Source organism: Methylomonas rhizoryzae (genome assembly GCF_008632455.1).
GTDB classification, from domain to species: domain Bacteria; phylum Pseudomonadota; class Gammaproteobacteria; order Methylococcales; family Methylomonadaceae; genus Methylomonas; species Methylomonas rhizoryzae.
The window spans coordinates 3,515,080-3,530,695 of record NZ_CP043929.1 but is presented as its reverse complement, the minus strand read 5'-3'; the positions used below and the strand labels follow the sequence as shown (position 1 = coordinate 3,530,695).

Sequence of the window (15,616 nt, the reverse complement as noted above, 5' to 3'; positions counted from 1 at the left end):
TTCACTCATCACCTTTTCCCACGCATTTCAAATCTTGCAATCCTGCCCAATATAGATAGGGCTTAGCTTAGTCTTGTCGGCGCTGTCAGCAGCGTTGCGCCGGTGTCAGAAGCCCAAAGAAAAGGTGAATGCCCTATGCTGCCAAAGCGATTTGAATAAGGCATATCACAGGGTTAACCCATATAAAATCAGTTAAATAACATAGTTTAATAATTTGTTTATTTTAAGTTATTGATTTATATATGTTATATAGGTGGTCTGGTTTGTGCTTGCAATTACGGACTGGTATTATCGGTCTGTCGATCCGATAGGGTTGCGGGAAGCAATCTCAGGCGGTTTTGACGACGTATACCGGACTCTTTGTAATTCGACCAAATCAGATCATCACGTTAGGGGGGACAATCATGTTTAAACCGAAAAAAGCTTTACTGGCGGGAGCCGGCGCGTTGTTGGTTGGTTTAAGCGTCAACGCTTATGCTCATACCAGTGTACTTAATGGTACGGTCAACGCGGATGCGTCAGGAGAGGTAGCAGCTGGAGTCAATCAACTCATCATTACTCACAGCTGTGAGACCGTAGATAAAAATGGAAACGAAACGGGTAACTATATCAACGTGATCGCTCAAAGTGTGCTTTTCCCTACTGGTGGTAGCGATGCCTATATTACGACCGTCGAAGACTCCACGCATACCCCTGTTGATGTCACGGTAGAAAACATCCTTGGCGAATCGTTAGCAGGCAAATTTCGACCGGTTTCCAGTAATGAAATTTTTGCCAAACAATCGTTGAAACAAATTTCAATAAATAACGCGACTACCACAATTGGGTTTAACAGTTATAAAGGCCGGTTTCAACAGGGCTTTATCGGGTTAGTGCCTTTCCACATGAAGAAGCTGAATATTCAGGATACTTCCGGTACCGACATTAAAGGTTGCACAAAGGAATTGCAAATTAAAGTCAGTATTGCCGATGTTTGTAAGACCAAAGGATTTAAAAAGGGGCATGTTAATTTATGGATGCCCAATACTACTGACAAGTATACAGAAGTAGTTGATGGTACGAGCTCAACTACTCGCGGGGGGGAACCAGCGACGATCACCGTTGACAACTCCGTGGCCTGTCCTGCAGGGAAGACTGTTGTAATTTGGCCGACTGACAGCTACATAGACGCAAATTTCGCTATTCCTAAAGTTTGGAATTAATCCGTAATCGAGAGTTTGAGAAAACGCTAAGCGCCAAGGATGGTGCATATTACCGAGCGTAAGTGCTCGCTTCTAAGCAATTTGGTCACACGAATGTACCTCAGTTAATTAGCTTCGTATAATAGCTTGCCGCACTTTCTAGTCCGCATAGCTAGCCATTCACAGATGTGTATCCTGATGACAAAAACCGCTCGAATTTCCAGCCTATTTCTCTGTGCGCTGGTTCCCATAGCAACCTCGAACAGTTTTGCCGACGATTCCGGCTCGAAATCGCTGTCTAGCGCGGTGGGGAGCAGCGATTTTTTTAAATTAAGCTGCGCTGTAGACACCGCATCGGTGAGTTTCAAACTGCGCGACGAATCGCTGGACTCCAGTACCGAAATTCCACCTCAAGTTGTCAACGCCGCAATTTCCAGTGGCGGCGAGAGTCTGGCCGATCTAACTGCCAACTCCGGAAACAGCGACGAAACCACGCTGGCTGTAGGCAACGGTAAGTATCTGATCACCTTGGATACCGTGGGTACTAACGACGTACTGACCACGCCGCAGACTTACGCTGTGGAATACCAGTGCAGCAATAGCAACGGCGACGCTACCAAATCGGCGGGTTTGAAAAGCGGGAAAGTCCGAAAAATTAAAAACAGTAAAAAGGCCAAGATCGCCATTCGCTGTAAATCGAATAAAAAGGTTTCTCCCAGCGAGACCGCAAGCCTGCACCTGAAATTGACCAATACCTCTGCTATCCCTGTAGATCAATGGGTGGCTTCGCTGCCGGTGTTGAGCGGACAAGTGGTCAATCGCGGGTCGGGTGTGGCGTCCGCATTGAACGTTAGCGATTTAACCGGCGACGACGAATACAGCCAGGAAATCAACGTCGCTCAAGCGGCCGGGGGCTCTACGGATTACTATATTTCCGTCAATAATTCCGGTACCAGTGAAGCCAACGACAATAGCAAGTCCTATTCCTTCATATACAGTTGCTTGAACTCCAGCGGGCAAGCCACGACTGCGGGGAGTTTAGAAACCCTGCAGGATCAGTAAGCCGTGAGTACCATTTACCGCCGAGATGTTATGAAAACCGAGTCACGTAGTTTTTTTTCTATGCTTTTGCTGGCGACCAGTTTGCCTTTAAATGCCCACGACAAATATGGTTTGTTGGGGCCGGATGCGACAGCTACCGATTATTATCGCGTTCAATGTTCTAATAACGGCAACGGTAATGCGGCAAAATTGGAAGTCGCCGTCAAAGCGCTTAAGAGAAAAGGACCGCCTCTGAGTTTGCAAGTCGCTACGGAGTTTCCGGAAACAATCATTAATCTGACAGACTCTAATTCTAAAGACAAGCTTCCTAGTCGCACAGTTGATGTGGCAAATGACATCGACGGCAAAGGCAATGGCTTTTATTTTTTAGCGGTTAACAAAACAAAAGCGGGTATTCAAAGTTACCACTTTGAATATCACTGTTTGACTGCGTCGGATGTTCATACAGGAACAGAAATCAGCGATGTGCCATGGCAAAATCAATGAAGGTTTCAGCATTTCCGGGCAAAATGCTATCCATTGCTGTAGTGTTCGGAATGATATGGGTTTCCACAGACTCCTCGGCGATCGAAGTCGATAAGCCGGTACCCAATTGTGCGTTGGCCGCTTTCGATACCCGCAGTTCGCTGCCCTTGGAACGCTATCGCGGCAAGGTGCTGTTTGTAGACTTCTGGGCTTCATGGTGCGGGCCTTGTGTCAAATCCTTTCCTTATTTTAATCAGTTGCAACGCGAATTCGGCGACGATTTGGCGGTGGTGGCGGTCAATCTGGACGAAAACGCCGCCGACGCCGAACAATTTTTACAACAAGTGCCTGCCCAGTTTCAGATCGCCTACGATGCCGAGCAACAATGTGCCCGCCAGTTCGACGTTAAAGCCATGCCGTCCTCTTATTTGATCGATCGTCAAGGCAAGGTGCGCTATGTGCGGCTGGGCTATCGCAGCGGCGAAAACGAAGAGATAGGCGGGCTGCTGAAAACCTTGATCGCCGAGCACTAGGCGAACGGTCTTGAACGTGTTGTTTAGTTGCCGACGCATTGCATCGACCGCGCTCCTGATGCAGGCACTCGTGGCTTGTAGCCCGGTGGCCCCCTGGGAGCGCGGCGTGCTGGCAAAACCGCAGATGGCGGTGCAGCCGCATCCGGAGGTGGACGCCGTCAACGCACACGTTTACGGCTCGCGCGAAGCCGCGGCCGGTAGCGGCTCGGCCGGCGGCGGCGGTTGTGGCTGTTATTGATTCAGGTGCCGCAGTGGGCGGCGAAGCGCGTAAATCGCCGCTACAGGCCTTGACCTTGGCGGCATTGGCATTGCCGGGTTTGCTGCTGCCGGCTCAGGCCGAGGCCGAAAACGACGAAGCCGCGTTCGAATACAGCTATTACCAGGAAGGCTTTCGCAACCAATATCAATTCGGTAATCAGGCCCAGCCGATTCGGGTGGACAGTCTGAACGGCAGCAGCACTATCCGCCTGGCCGACCGCATCAAATTGGGCTTCGATTACATTCAGGACACCTGGTCCGGCGCCACGCCGATTACCACGGTGCCGGCAGGCATGATGATAGAAGGCCTGTCCGGTGCGTCCGCCCACGTCAATACCGGTTCCAATGCGCTGGTAGATGCCAACTTCAACCCGCTGCAAGAAGGCTACGACAGCAACGGCAACCTGGTGTACCGCAGTTCCGCCGCCGACAAGCAGATGATGCACATGCTCACTTCCGCGTCGCCGGAAACCCGCAAACAAGGTAACGTGCGCCTGGGTTATGTTTGGGACGAAGCCGAGCTGAACCTGAACGGCGGGGTTTCCAGCGAACGCGATTACGACTCCAGCTTTATCGGCGCCAACGGCCGCTGGGACCTCAATCAGAAGCTGACCAGCCTTAACGCCGGTCTCAGTTATACCGACAGCAGCGTCTATGCGCAGAAGATGGTCAGCGCGCAGGGCTACATCGATTATGGCGCGGTTGGCGCGCAAAGCGGTACGGCGGTAATGGGTGATCGGGAAGATTGGAGCGGATCGTTGGGTGTTACCCAGGTTTTGAACAAACATGCCTTACTCAGTGCTAATCTGGGCTTTACCCGCAGCAGCGGTTACTTGTCCAATCCGTATAAAGCCTCGACTTTCGTGTTTAAAGACCCGAATCAAGCGCATACAGTGTACCCGGACGACGTTTACGTTGCGGAAATCATCAGTGCCTTGGAAAACCGGCCTGCCGAACGCAACCAGTTCAATCTGGACTTAAAATACGTGCAATATGTGCAGCCGCTGGACGCCGCTCTGCATCTGGATTACCGGTTTTTTCAAGACGATTGGGCTATCGCCGCGCATACCTTTTCCGCTGCCTGGGAGCAGCCCTTAGGCGGCGGCTGGACGGTGACGCCTAAAGTGCGTTATTACACTCAGGATGCGGCCGACTTTTATCAGCCGGTTTATTACTTCAACCAAGCCAAACCGGCTACGGCCAACGGCGGCATCGACTTTAGCCGCTTGCCCGTCAGTCATTTTTCCAGCGATCACCGTTTGTCCGGATACGGGGCGTTGAGCGGCGGCTTGTTGTTCAGCAAAACCTTTGCCAAAGGCATTACTTTCGACGCCGGGTTCGAATATTACAAGCACGGCGGCGGCATGAAACTGGGCGGCGGTGGCGAGGATAGTTACGCCGACTTCGATTATTACTTGGTCAACGCCGGTTTCAAAGTCAATCTGGAAGCGGTGTCGTTGCGCGGTAACGACGAACACGCCCACCATCACCATGCTCACCAGCATCACGATAGCGTTCCCGCCGGCGTGATGTTCGGCCACATGATGCAGCAGGGCAAGTTCATGGTCGGTTACCGCTATATGTACGGCCGGCAGGCGGGCGGCATGCTGCAAGGTAGCCGGACGGTCGGCGATTCAACCATCGCGGCCAACGCCTGCGGCGGCGAGACCTGCGCGACGGTCCCGGCTTACATGAATATGCATATGCACATGTTGAACATCATGTATGCGCCGACCGATTGGCTGAACTTGATGGTCATGCCGCAATTCATGGACATGAATATGGCGTTACGGCCATTCGATGCCGCTAGCGCCGGCACCGATTTGTTCAAACACGCGACCGGCGGGGTGGGCGATACCGGTCTGTACGCCATGTTCAAATTGTTCGATGCGGCCGAGCATCAGATCAATACCACGCTGGGGGTTAGTGCCCCGACCGGAGATTATCGCATTGCCTTGGTGCCGGGCGGGCATAATCACGGCAACAACGCGAGTGCCGGCTCGGCCGGATACATTCACTACGGCATGCAATTGGGCAGCGGTACCTGGGATTTTCTGCCCAGTCTGACTTATACCGGCTCACGCGATGCTTGGTCTTGGGGGGCGCAAGTCGGCGGCACCGTGCGTATGCAAGACGCTAACAGCGCCGGTTATGCCCTGGGCGATATGATGCAATCCAGCGTCTGGGGCGGCTACCAGTTGTTGGATTGGTTGTCTGCTACCCTGCGCGGCGTCTACACCGTGCAAGGCACGATACGCGGCGGCTTCAACGCCGCACATCCGACCGATGCGCCGGTAGACCATGCTTCCAACTACGGCGGCCGTTACTGGGATGTCGGCTTCGGTTTGAACGCCACGGTGCCCGGCGGCGATTTGGCCGGCAACCATTTCGCCTTCGAATGGTTGCAGCCGGTTTCCGACGATCACAACGGCTACCAATTGGAGCGGGAAAGTGCCTTGTTCGCCAGCTGGGGCTTGGCATTCTGATTCGCTTTCGCGGCTGGGGCTACCCAACCGTGGATGCGACGGCAGGTTCAGCATCCGGGTTATTTTCCGCTAGCACGGGCCGCCTCAGGCCGTTTGACTCTTCGTTTCACCTCATCCCAATCCATAGCGAATGTGAATAACTGCTCCGGTTCGGTAGCCTGCGCGACGCGTTCGATACGATCGTCTGTCAAAGGATGGGTTTGAAACAGTTGCGGAATGCTGCCGGTAAGCGCATCGGCTTTTGGTAGTTTTTCGAAAAAAGTCGCCAGATGTTTGGGCGACAAGCCGGCGGCGCTCATGATTTTAATCGCCCCTTCGTCGGCGCTGCGTTCCTGGTCGCGGTCGAACGATAGGCTGTCCAGTTGTGCGCTGAGTTCGATCAGCTGCGATAGCGCGGACACGTCGCCGAACACGATGCCGATCAATACGCCCATCCCGGCGTGCCGCAGTAATTTGCGCATGCTGTGTCGCTCGATCACATGAGTCAATTCATGGGCCAGCACGCCGGCGACTTGTTCGGGGTTGTCGGCGTTTTCGATCAAGCCGGTCGTCACCACAACATAACCGCCCGGAAAGGCGAAGGCATTGATCATGTCCGCATCGACCACCGCCGGTTGATATTCGATGTCGGCGTCATCGAAGTTATTGATCCGATTGACGATAGTGTTGACCGCATCGATTACTGCCGGATCGTCGACGGTTTTCTTTCCCAACCGATAGTTCTCCAGCGCGAAAGCGCCGATTTTTTGTTCCCATTGGTAGGGAATCAGGTCGGCTAGCAACGGGGTCGAATACTGCAGAGCGAAGTAGCCGCCGACAAAAAATGCCGCAATCAGGCTTAAATAGACCGGTACCCGGTGCGTTTCGCCTTTTAGGCTTTTCCGTTGCTTGGCTTGCAAGATGGCCAATTGGGTCAATGTGGCCCGAGGCAGATTTAACGCCGACAGTTCATTGAGCAACGCCGGCTGATTACACAACAACGCGTGGCGAAGATCGTCGGTAGACCAGCGCATTTGCAAAGTCGTGCCCGGATCGCCGATGAGATCCAGCGTTGTCTTTTGCACCGGGATTTCCAAGCGGCCGCGCTCCGCGACGTCAAACTCCAAAATTCCGTGGCCGGTCACGCGAAACTGCACCTGAAATTTGTCGCGCCCGGCGTAATACAGGCCGTTGTAAACGCTGCCGGAAGTCATGTTTTTCGTCTGTCTGTTAACGGGTCGGAATGAATTGCCTGATCCACGAGCCAAAGCCCGGCGAATTGCGGGTTTGGATATATACGTCGCCCGGTCCGCGGAATCGGCAGACCAAGCCCTCGCCGCTGGTAAAGCTGGATATCCAGCCTTTAGAGGCTTTTTCGATTTTATAGTTAGCGTTGGCGCTCCAGGCCACCATGTGGCTGTTATCGATGATGCGGGTTTCGCCGGGCGCCAGGGATAGTTTTTGGATGCCGCCGTAGGTGCTGATGGCCAGTTTACCGCGGCCGCTGATGCGCATCACGAAGAAACCTTCGCCGGAAAACAAGCCCTTGGTCAAATTTTGTGCTTTGGTGGCGACGTCGACGGAATGTTCGGCGGCTAAAAAACCGTCTTTTTGCAACAAGTATTCCTCCGAACCGTCCAATTCGAGAACTTGAATTTCGCCGGGATATGCAGACGCCAGCATCACTTCGCCGGGGCCGCGCGATGCGGTGATGGTTTGGAAAAACAGTGATTCGCCGGTGAGCAGTTTGCGGGACAAGCCGCCCAGCAGGCCCTTTTCCATTTTGGAATCGACATCCAATGTCTCGCTCATAGCGATCATGGCGCCTGATTCGGCCTTGATGCTTTCGCCTTGTTCCAGATGTACCGACAAAGTCGAAAATGCACCCGGATTGGTTATAGCGAATTTCATAAATCACTCCAAAATTGATGACATCAAGCCGTTAGTCTAACGGATTTTGTTGTTCTGAGCCTGAGTAAAAACATGGGCCGATTAGCGCCGGCGTTATCGGACACATGTGATTAAAACCCTAGCGGACCATACAAACCGGCCGGCCACCCGCACCAGCTACCGGAAGCTGCGGCGTTTTAGGTCACTGCTCTCGTAAAACACGACACGGAAAAGTCGCACGCTAAGCTTCTCGTTCATCATCCGTCCGCAAAGCTTATCCAGTTCGCAATTTTCGGCTAGAAAATCTTAACGTTGGGTTGTTTTAGACCCTTACCACAAAAAATGCGGCGCATCTGTCGGTTAATAACCGCGTGGCAGAGGAAATCCTGTCACGCGGTTGAAACAGTATTTTCAGAGTGCGCAAAAATGAAAACGAAAAATAACAAATCAGGTGTGACGACCTTTTGCCGCGGACTTGTCTGTTTGTCGATTAGCCTATTTGCCGGTGTAGCGATAGCGGGAACCTTGCAGTTGGCCTCCGGCAATCACGCCGGCATACCCGGTGACGGTACCAGCCGGAACGCGGCCGTCAATGCCACCGGTCGGATGGTGGCATTCGAATCGCTGGCCGGCGATCTAATCGATGGCGATAGCAACAATAGTTCGGACGTATTCGTCAAAGATCTTAAATCCGGGAATGTGACAATAGCGTCGATTAGCCAAAGCGGGGAACTTGGCGACGCGGCCAGTTATGCCCCGTCGCTCAGCGCTACCGGGCGCTATGTCGCGTTTTATTCGAATGCCGGCAATTTCGCCGTGCAAGACGATAATTTGCAGGCCGACGTATTTTTCAAAGACATGAAAACCGGTCGTTTATTGTTGGTGTCCTGTGCCGAAGACGGAACGTTGGGCAACAAGGCCAGCTACCAGCCGAAATTGAGCGCCGACGGCGCAATAGTGGCGTTTTTTTCTTACGCCACCAATTTGGTAGCCGGAGGAAGCAACGGATATCCGCAGGTCTTTGTCAAACGCATCGCTTCCGGGCAGCTTGTGCAGGTTTCCAGCGCCGCGGACGGTAGTCAGGCAAACGGTGAAAGTTATTATCCGGCCATTAGCGCCAACGGCAACTTCGTGGTGTTCGAATCGGCGGCGACCAATCTGGTGGGGGGCGACAGCAACGGCAGTTACGACATTTTTCGTAAAAACCTGGCGACCGGCGTAGTAGAACGGGTTTCCGTTTCCGGCTCCGGCGGACAAGCGAACGGCGATAGTTTCGGGGCGGCCATCAGTGCCAACGGCCGCTATATTGCCTTTCATTCCCACGCGACGAATCTGGTGGGTGGCGACGACAATGCGGCCATAGACGTATTCGTTAAAGATATGGCTAGCGGCAGAGTGGTGCGAGTTTCCTTAGCCGGCGGCGGCGTGGAAGCTGACGGCGATAGTTCGGCGGCGACTATCAGTAACGATGGACGGTTCGTGAGCTTTATGTCCGGCGCGGATAATTTGGTCGGACAGGATTTAAACGGCAAATCGGATGTTTTTTTAAAAGATAGGAAAACCGGGCAACTGACCAGAGTGTCGGTGAACGCTCAAGCGTGGGAGTCCGACGGCGTTAGCCGGAGTCCGGCCATTAGCGGCAACGGCCGGTTTTTGGTATTCGAGTCTTCCGGGGAAAATTTAACGTTCGGCGACGATAATGCGGGTGCCGACGTGTTTCGATTCAGGAACAAATGAAAGGTGTGGTCAAAAGCCGGGTACCGCCAATCTGCCGGAAAGTTCTTTAACCGCTGTTCACCGGTATTTCGTCTCGACTGTCGGTGGTTGATCCACTTAGGCGCCGAACCTTACTGTCCTCCAATTAGCGAAGGCCGCTTCCAGGCCCGTCGCATTTTCCTATAAACTGCCTAGCGCATGGGGATTGGCCGGGAGTCTGCCGGCGACGCGTTTTCCGATCACGGATTCTTTTTTCAGCCGCATTGACAATAGGCTGGCGGGGCTAACGCGTGTAAATCGTTGTTTGAGCAATCATTACCGGGACCGGAACGGAGAGTTTATGCGCATGATGCAATGTGCGGTTGCGCTGTTGCTGCTTGTTGTCGTCAAGCAAGGCCGGTGCGGAAACGAATTCGAACAAAGCTATCGGATAGAAACGGAGGAGCCGGGTGCCCATGACGTTGCCGGCCGGCCTATATCGTTCGACCAGCAGATCAAGCCGATATTGGAGCAGCGCTGCGTGGTTTGCCATTCGTGTTACGACGCGCCTTGTCAACTGAAACTGACCGCCCCGGAAGGCTTGGCGCGAGGCGCCAGTAAAGCCAAAGTCTACGACGGCGAACGTTTAACTCCGGCCGTGCATACGCGTTTGTTCATGGATGCGCAGACTACGGAACAATGGCGGCAATTGGGATTTTTCCCGGTATTAAACGATGCGCCGGTAGGCTCGCAAGCGCCGGATAAACCGAATTTGTTAGCGGCGATGCTGGCGCTCAAGCGCGAGCAGTTGTTTCCGGTGTCCGGCAAATTGCCGGATAGTTTCAAGTTCGAATTGGACCGCGATTTGGAATGCCCCAAACCGGAAGAGTTCGACGCCTTCCGCGCCCAACATCCCGATTGGGGCATGCCGTACGGTTTTCCCGGCTTGAGCGGTCAACAACGCCGGCTCGTCAATGCCTGGATCGAACAAGGGGCAAAGATGGAAAGTCGGCCGGAGCCGGATGCGCAAACGCAACGGTTGATTGCGGTATGGGAAGATTTTTTAAATCAACCCGGGCTCAAGCACCGGTTGACCGCGCGCTACTTATACGAACATCTATTTTTGGGACATTTATATTTTGAACAGGCAGCAGCCAACCGGTTTTTTACGCTGGTGCGTTCCAAAACCGCACCGGGCGAGGCGTTGCAGGAAATCGTCACCGATTTGCCGTATCAGAATCCCGGCGTAGAGCGGGTTTACTACCGCTTAAAGCCGGTGACCGAGACCATCGTCGACAAAACCCATTTTGTGTACGCGTTGAGCGACAGTCGCTTGGAAAAAATCCGCCGCTGGTTTATCGACGCCCCGTATACGGTGGATGCGCTGCCGGGTTACGCGGAGAAACGCGCCACCAATCCGTTTTTAACCTATGCAGCCATCCCCGTGGATGCGCGCTACCGTTTTTTACTGGACGAAGCCGCTTATTTCATTGCCGGCTTTATCAAAGGACCCGTGTGTCGCGGTCAAATTGCCCTGAATGCGATTCAAGACCGGTTTTGGGTGATGTTCGTCTCGCCCGATTTCGATTATTCCGGGCGCGGCTCGCAATTTTTGGCCAACCACAGCGAAATTTTGTCCTTGCCGGCGGCCGAAGGCGAGAACATCAGCAGCCTGGGTTGGTACGACTACGATACCCTGGCGCAGCAGTATCTGCAGGATAAGGAAAATTTCGTGGCGGCCGTATTGCAAGCGCGTCAGCGCGGATTGGACGAAACCGATATTTGGGACGGCGACCGCAGCAACCGGAATGCGGCGCTGACCGTGTTCCGCCATTTCGACAGCGCCACCGTCGTCAAAGGTTTTGTGGGCAGCGTGCCGAAAACGGCCTGGGTAATCGATTATCCCTTGTTGGAACGCTTGCATTATTTGTTGGTGGCCGGCTTCGACGTCTACGGTACCTTGTGGCATCAACTCGCTACCCGCAAATACATGGATTATTTGAGAATGGATGGGGAAAACAACTTCCTGCGCTTCATGCCGGCCCGGCAACGCGAAGCCATCCACGCGATATGGTACGCCGGAATTTTGCCGGAAATGTCAAAATTAATGGCGCAACCCTTATTCGGCATTCAGCAGGAATCCGGGGTTAAATACCGTTCGCAAGGCCATCAAGCCGAATTTTTACACAAGGTTGCCCGCCGACTGGATCGGGCCGCGGGGGCCGGAGACGCCATTAACGGCTGTTTGTTCGCCGATTGCAGCACTCATAGGCTGCAAGACATTGCGCCTGGCGTTTTACAACCGTTACGGCAACTAACGGCGATCAGCGGCACGCCATTGCAAACGCTGCCTGAGACCGCTTTTTTGCGTATCAAAGCCGACGATGAGGGGCAGGACGATAGCGTATTCACCTTGTTGGTGGATAGAGACTTAAAAAACTTGTCGACTTTATTCGTCGAGGATCTGCGCCACAATCCCAAGCGGGATAAATTAACCGTCGTGTCCGGCTTTCTAGGCAGTTATCCCAACGTATTTTTCTATGTGGCACAACGGGATTTGCCGAAGTTCGTCGCGGATTTGGCGGCCTGTAACAGCGACCGGCAACGCGAGGCGTTTTACGCGGCTTACGCCATCAGGCGCACTCATCCGCATTTTTGGGCCTATTTCGATTGGTTCAACCAGCGCTACCAACGGCAAGCCGGATTAGAGGCCGGCTTATTCGATTTAAACCGCTACGATAATCGCTAGACGAGCTAGCCAAGCGAAACCGGGCAACGCAGGCTACGGATTAGAGACATCATTCGGTAATCCCCGTTTCCGCATAACGCTCGTTACTCTTGGTTAATGTCGAGCATTGACTAGATAGGTCTTGGATTCGAATTGCCTGCCGGCCATCGGCGCTGAATACGGCGGCTTGTTGGCTCGATTGTCCCGGTTAATTTTCGAATAAATCGGCGTTTTTCGGCGGTTTGAAATTGAACAACTCATCGCTCAATACCGGATTGAGCTTGACGTTGGAAAAATAGATGCGGGTCAACTGGCCGAAGTTGTCGCTCAGCTCCATGCCACCGATTTGTCCATGCTCCAAACCGATCAGAATGTATTTGAAACCGCTTTCTTCGTTCTTGGGCGACAATTTGATCCAATTCATCTCCTCGTCTTGACCTTGATCTTCCAGCACAAACTTTTCGTCCAAATCGACTTGGCCGGTTAATAACAAAGCCGGGGTAGAACCTACCGAGTCGTCCAATTGCTTCACCGTCACTTGTTCCAGATCCGCGTCGTAAAACCAAACTTTGCCGGAGTTGGATACGATCTCTTGTACAAAAGGCTTCAAATAATCCCAACGAAACTTACCCGGCCTCTGTAAATAAAACCGGCCGCTACTGCTTTGTCCGGCTTGGCCGGATTTATTGACACTGACTTGGCGAAAATCCGCCGACAAGGTCTCGCTGCTGTGCAAAACCTGTTTCAACTGTTGGATGGGCGCGGTCTCCGCCGTGGCTGGACCGCAAGACGTGATCAATAAAGCAACACCTGCTATTTTTTTCATAGAAATGGATTTAACTGATTTAACCAAGAATCGTCGCCGGCCGGTGCGCCGCACTCGCCGTATTCGCTGGGCTCCGAGCCGGAAACAAACGGCAGGTAGCGGGCATCGGCACAATGTTCGTCAGCCAACAGTCCGTTGGCGACCCAGCGCATTTGTATATTGTCCGGTGCAACCAACGTGACCGGCTGGCGGCTGATGCGTCGCATCAGTTCCGCCCAAATCTGCAACGCGCCGCTGGAGCCCGTCAAACCGCTGGGCTTGTTGTCGTCGCGGCCGACCCAAACCACGGATAAATAATCGCCGCTGTAGCCGGCAAACCAACTGTCGCGCAACATGTTGGTGGTTCCGGTTTTACCGGCCAGATTCATATCGCCGGACATATAGTTATACGCCGAGCGGCCGGTACCGTAACGCATGACGTCCTGCAAAATAGTATTGGTAATGTAGGTTGCTGCCGGATCCACCACTTGCCGTACCGTATAAGGATAGCTTTGCAGCGCCTTTCCGTCCGCGGCATTCACCGCTCTGATACTTCGTAGCGGCGTGGAGTAACCGTCTCCGGCCAAGGTTTGGTAGACCTGGGTGACGTCGATAGGCGATAAAGGCACCGCGCCCAGCAACATGGACGGAAACACCTCGATATCCCGGCTAACCCCCATGCTGCGCAAATTAGCGGCGATTTTTGCCAAACCGACATCCATGCCTATCCGTACCGTGGCCATATTGTAAGAGTTGGTTAATGCGGTGTGCAGCGCAACCACCCCGTGTTCGCGGTTGTCGTAATTGTCCGGCGACCAGGATTTGCCTTTTTCCGCCGGAATGTCCAAACGGGTATCGCTGATCGGCGTGATGATGGTATAGCGCTTCGGGTATTCCAGCGCAGTCAGATACACAATCGGTTTGATCAATGAGCCAATAGGCCGCACTGCATCTAAAGCCCGATTAAAACCTGCCTCGCCGCCGTCACGCCCGCCGGCCAAGGCGACGATTTCTCCGCTGTCTCTGCGGGTAACAACGGCCGCGCCTTCCAGATCATTGGACTTGGGGCTGCGTTCCAGTTTTTTCAACTTTTCCGTCAGGACTTGCTCCAATTCGTCTTGGACTCGAGTATCCAGGGTGGTGAAGATGCGTAGCCCTTCCGATGTTAAGTCCTCTTCTTTGTATTCGACTTTCAGCTGCCTTCTGACCAAATCGATGAAGCCCGGATAGCGGTTTGCCGCGCGGTGGCTCATGGTGACGACTTCCATGGTTTGCTTTTTGGCCTCGACCGCTTGTTCATGGCTGATATAACCTTGTTCCGCCATGGCATCGAGCACCAGATTCCGCCGCTCGATAGCCCGCTCCCGATTACGACGCGGATCGTAAAACGACGGGCCGCGCACCAATGCCACCAAGGTGGCGACTTGCGGTAAATTCAAGGTCTTAAGCGATTGTCCGAAATAAAATTCGCTGGCCAAGCCGAAACCGTGCACGGCGCTACTGCCGTCTTGACCGAGAAAAATCTCGTTCAAATAGGCTTCCAAAATCTCGTCCTTGCTGTAGTGATACTCCAAAATCAGCGCCATCAAAGCTTCGTTAACCTTACGGGTCAAACTGCGCTCGGAAGTCAGAAAAAAGTTTTTGACCAGCTGTTGCGTGATGGTGCTGCCGCCTTGCACCATGCCGCCGGCTTTGACGTTAGCCCACATGGCCCGCAAGATACCGCGCGGCGATACGCCGAAATGATGGTAAAAATCCCTGTCCTCGGTGGAGAACAGTCCTTGCAATAACGCTTCCGGCGCCTCTTCCAGCTTGATCAATACCCGATCTTCCTTGCGGCTGGGATAAAAACTGCCGATTTGTTCGGGCTCCATCCGCAGAATCGGCAGGTCAGCGCCGCTGGCCGCGTCGACGATAGCGGCTACCGAACGGCCGGAAAAACTAATTTTAAGGTTGCGTTGTTCTTGTTGTTTATCGCCGAAATTAAACGCCCTCGTTTTCACATATACGCCGGAACCATCCAGGTAATAAGCGCCTTCTCCGCCCAATTGCCGGTCTTGCCGGTAATGCAATCGCAGCAACAAGTCTTCCATCTCCTTGGGCGAATAAGACAAGCCCGCGTAAAGTTCGACCGGGTTGGCATAGACTCTGGCCGGAATGGACCAACGCTTGCCCTCAAATTGTTCCCGCACCGTGTAGTCCAGATAACCGATATAACTTACGGCGAAAAAGCCGCCTACCAATACGAGCGGAATTGCGGCTTTTAATAACCAGGGTGTTTTCGGTGGGTTTCTTCTGCGCCTGGACGAGTTACGTTTTCGAGTTCTTGGGCGATTCGTCATTAGTTACATAAGGAGGTGTAGGCCGAAGGACATACGCATTTCCCCGGCCTTGCGGTTAAAATCGGTATTATTGCTCAATTGGGGCGGCAGCCGCGATTTATTCGTTGACTATAATCTGCTTGCCAAACAGCTGCCGGCCGGGGCAACACGATAAGTGCGAGTGCAGGACGAGCTTAAAACTGAGCATTCTGC

At 53.4% G+C, this 15,616-nt stretch carries 12 protein-coding genes; 8 read left to right on the top strand and 4 right to left on the bottom strand.

Going from position 1 to position 15,616, the window contains the following annotated elements:
• Positions 1–404: 404 nt before the first annotated feature.
• The 6 genes from F1E05_RS15810 (at position 405) to F1E05_RS15785 (ending at position 5,985) form a co-directional block, all read left to right on the top strand.
• Positions 405–1,202: a hypothetical protein gene (locus tag F1E05_RS15810; protein WP_150050136.1), complete on the top strand. Its 798-nt coding sequence runs from the start codon at positions 405–407 to the stop codon at positions 1,200–1,202.
• A gap of 177 nt (positions 1,203–1,379) precedes the next feature.
• Positions 1,380–2,243 (top strand): hypothetical protein, encoded by an 864-nt coding sequence (locus tag F1E05_RS15805; protein WP_150050134.1) that lies wholly within the window; start codon positions 1,380–1,382, stop codon positions 2,241–2,243.
• 30 nt (positions 2,244–2,273) lie between these two features.
• On the top strand, positions 2,274–2,729 hold the full coding sequence (locus F1E05_RS15800; protein ID WP_150050132.1) for a hypothetical protein: 456 nt from the start codon (positions 2,274–2,276) through the stop codon (positions 2,727–2,729).
• The gene (locus F1E05_RS15795) at positions 2,726–3,241 is read left to right on the top strand and encodes a TlpA family protein disulfide reductase (RefSeq protein WP_232056679.1); all 516 of its coding nucleotides are present in this window, start codon (positions 2,726–2,728) and stop codon (positions 3,239–3,241) included. Before F1E05_RS15800 ends, F1E05_RS15795 begins: the two co-directional genes overlap by 4 nt.
• A 58-nt stretch (positions 3,242–3,299) precedes the next feature.
• On the top strand, positions 3,300–3,479 hold the full coding sequence (locus F1E05_RS15790; protein WP_150050130.1) for a DUF4266 domain-containing protein: 180 nt from the start codon (positions 3,300–3,302) through the stop codon (positions 3,477–3,479).
• On the top strand, positions 3,466–5,985 hold the full coding sequence (locus F1E05_RS15785) for a DUF3570 domain-containing protein (protein ID WP_232056678.1): 2,520 nt from the start codon (positions 3,466–3,468) through the stop codon (positions 5,983–5,985). Before F1E05_RS15790 ends, F1E05_RS15785 begins: the two co-directional genes overlap by 14 nt.
• A gap of 59 nt (positions 5,986–6,044) precedes the next feature.
• On the opposite strand, the gene F1E05_RS15780 is transcribed toward F1E05_RS15785, so the two are convergent.
• Positions 6,045–7,178 carry a M48 family metallopeptidase gene (locus F1E05_RS15780; RefSeq protein ID WP_150050128.1) on the bottom strand — a complete coding sequence of 378 codons (1,134 nt, stop codon included), beginning with the start codon at positions 7,176–7,178 and terminating at the stop codon, positions 6,045–6,047.
• A 16-nt stretch (positions 7,179–7,194) separates the two neighbouring features.
• On the bottom strand, positions 7,195–7,875 hold the full coding sequence (locus F1E05_RS15775) for a TIGR00266 family protein (RefSeq protein WP_150050126.1): 681 nt from the start codon (positions 7,873–7,875) through the stop codon (positions 7,195–7,197).
• 405 nt (positions 7,876–8,280) lie between these two features.
• On the opposite strand from F1E05_RS15775, the gene F1E05_RS15770 reads away from it, so the two are divergent.
• Both F1E05_RS15770 and F1E05_RS15765 read left to right on the top strand, forming a co-directional pair.
• A complete protein-coding gene (locus F1E05_RS15770; protein WP_150050124.1) occupies positions 8,281–9,591 on the top strand; it encodes a TolB family protein in 1,311 nt (436 codons plus the stop codon).
• A gap of 319 nt (positions 9,592–9,910) precedes the next feature.
• Positions 9,911–12,298: a fatty acid cis/trans isomerase gene (locus F1E05_RS15765; RefSeq protein ID WP_150050122.1), complete on the top strand. Its 2,388-nt coding sequence runs from the start codon at positions 9,911–9,913 to the stop codon at positions 12,296–12,298.
• A 187-nt stretch (positions 12,299–12,485) separates the two neighbouring features.
• Here F1E05_RS15765 and lolA read toward each other — a convergent pair whose 3' ends face one another.
• Entirely contained in the window at positions 12,486–13,103 is a 618-nt protein-coding gene (gene lolA, locus F1E05_RS15760; RefSeq protein WP_150050120.1) for an outer membrane lipoprotein chaperone LolA, read from the bottom strand.
• Positions 13,100–15,424, bottom strand: a complete 2,325-nt coding sequence (gene mrcB / locus F1E05_RS15755; RefSeq protein WP_150050118.1) for a penicillin-binding protein 1B — start codon at positions 15,422–15,424, stop codon at positions 13,100–13,102. Before mrcB ends, lolA begins: the two co-directional genes overlap by 4 nt.
• Positions 15,425–15,616: the final 192 nt, after the last annotated feature.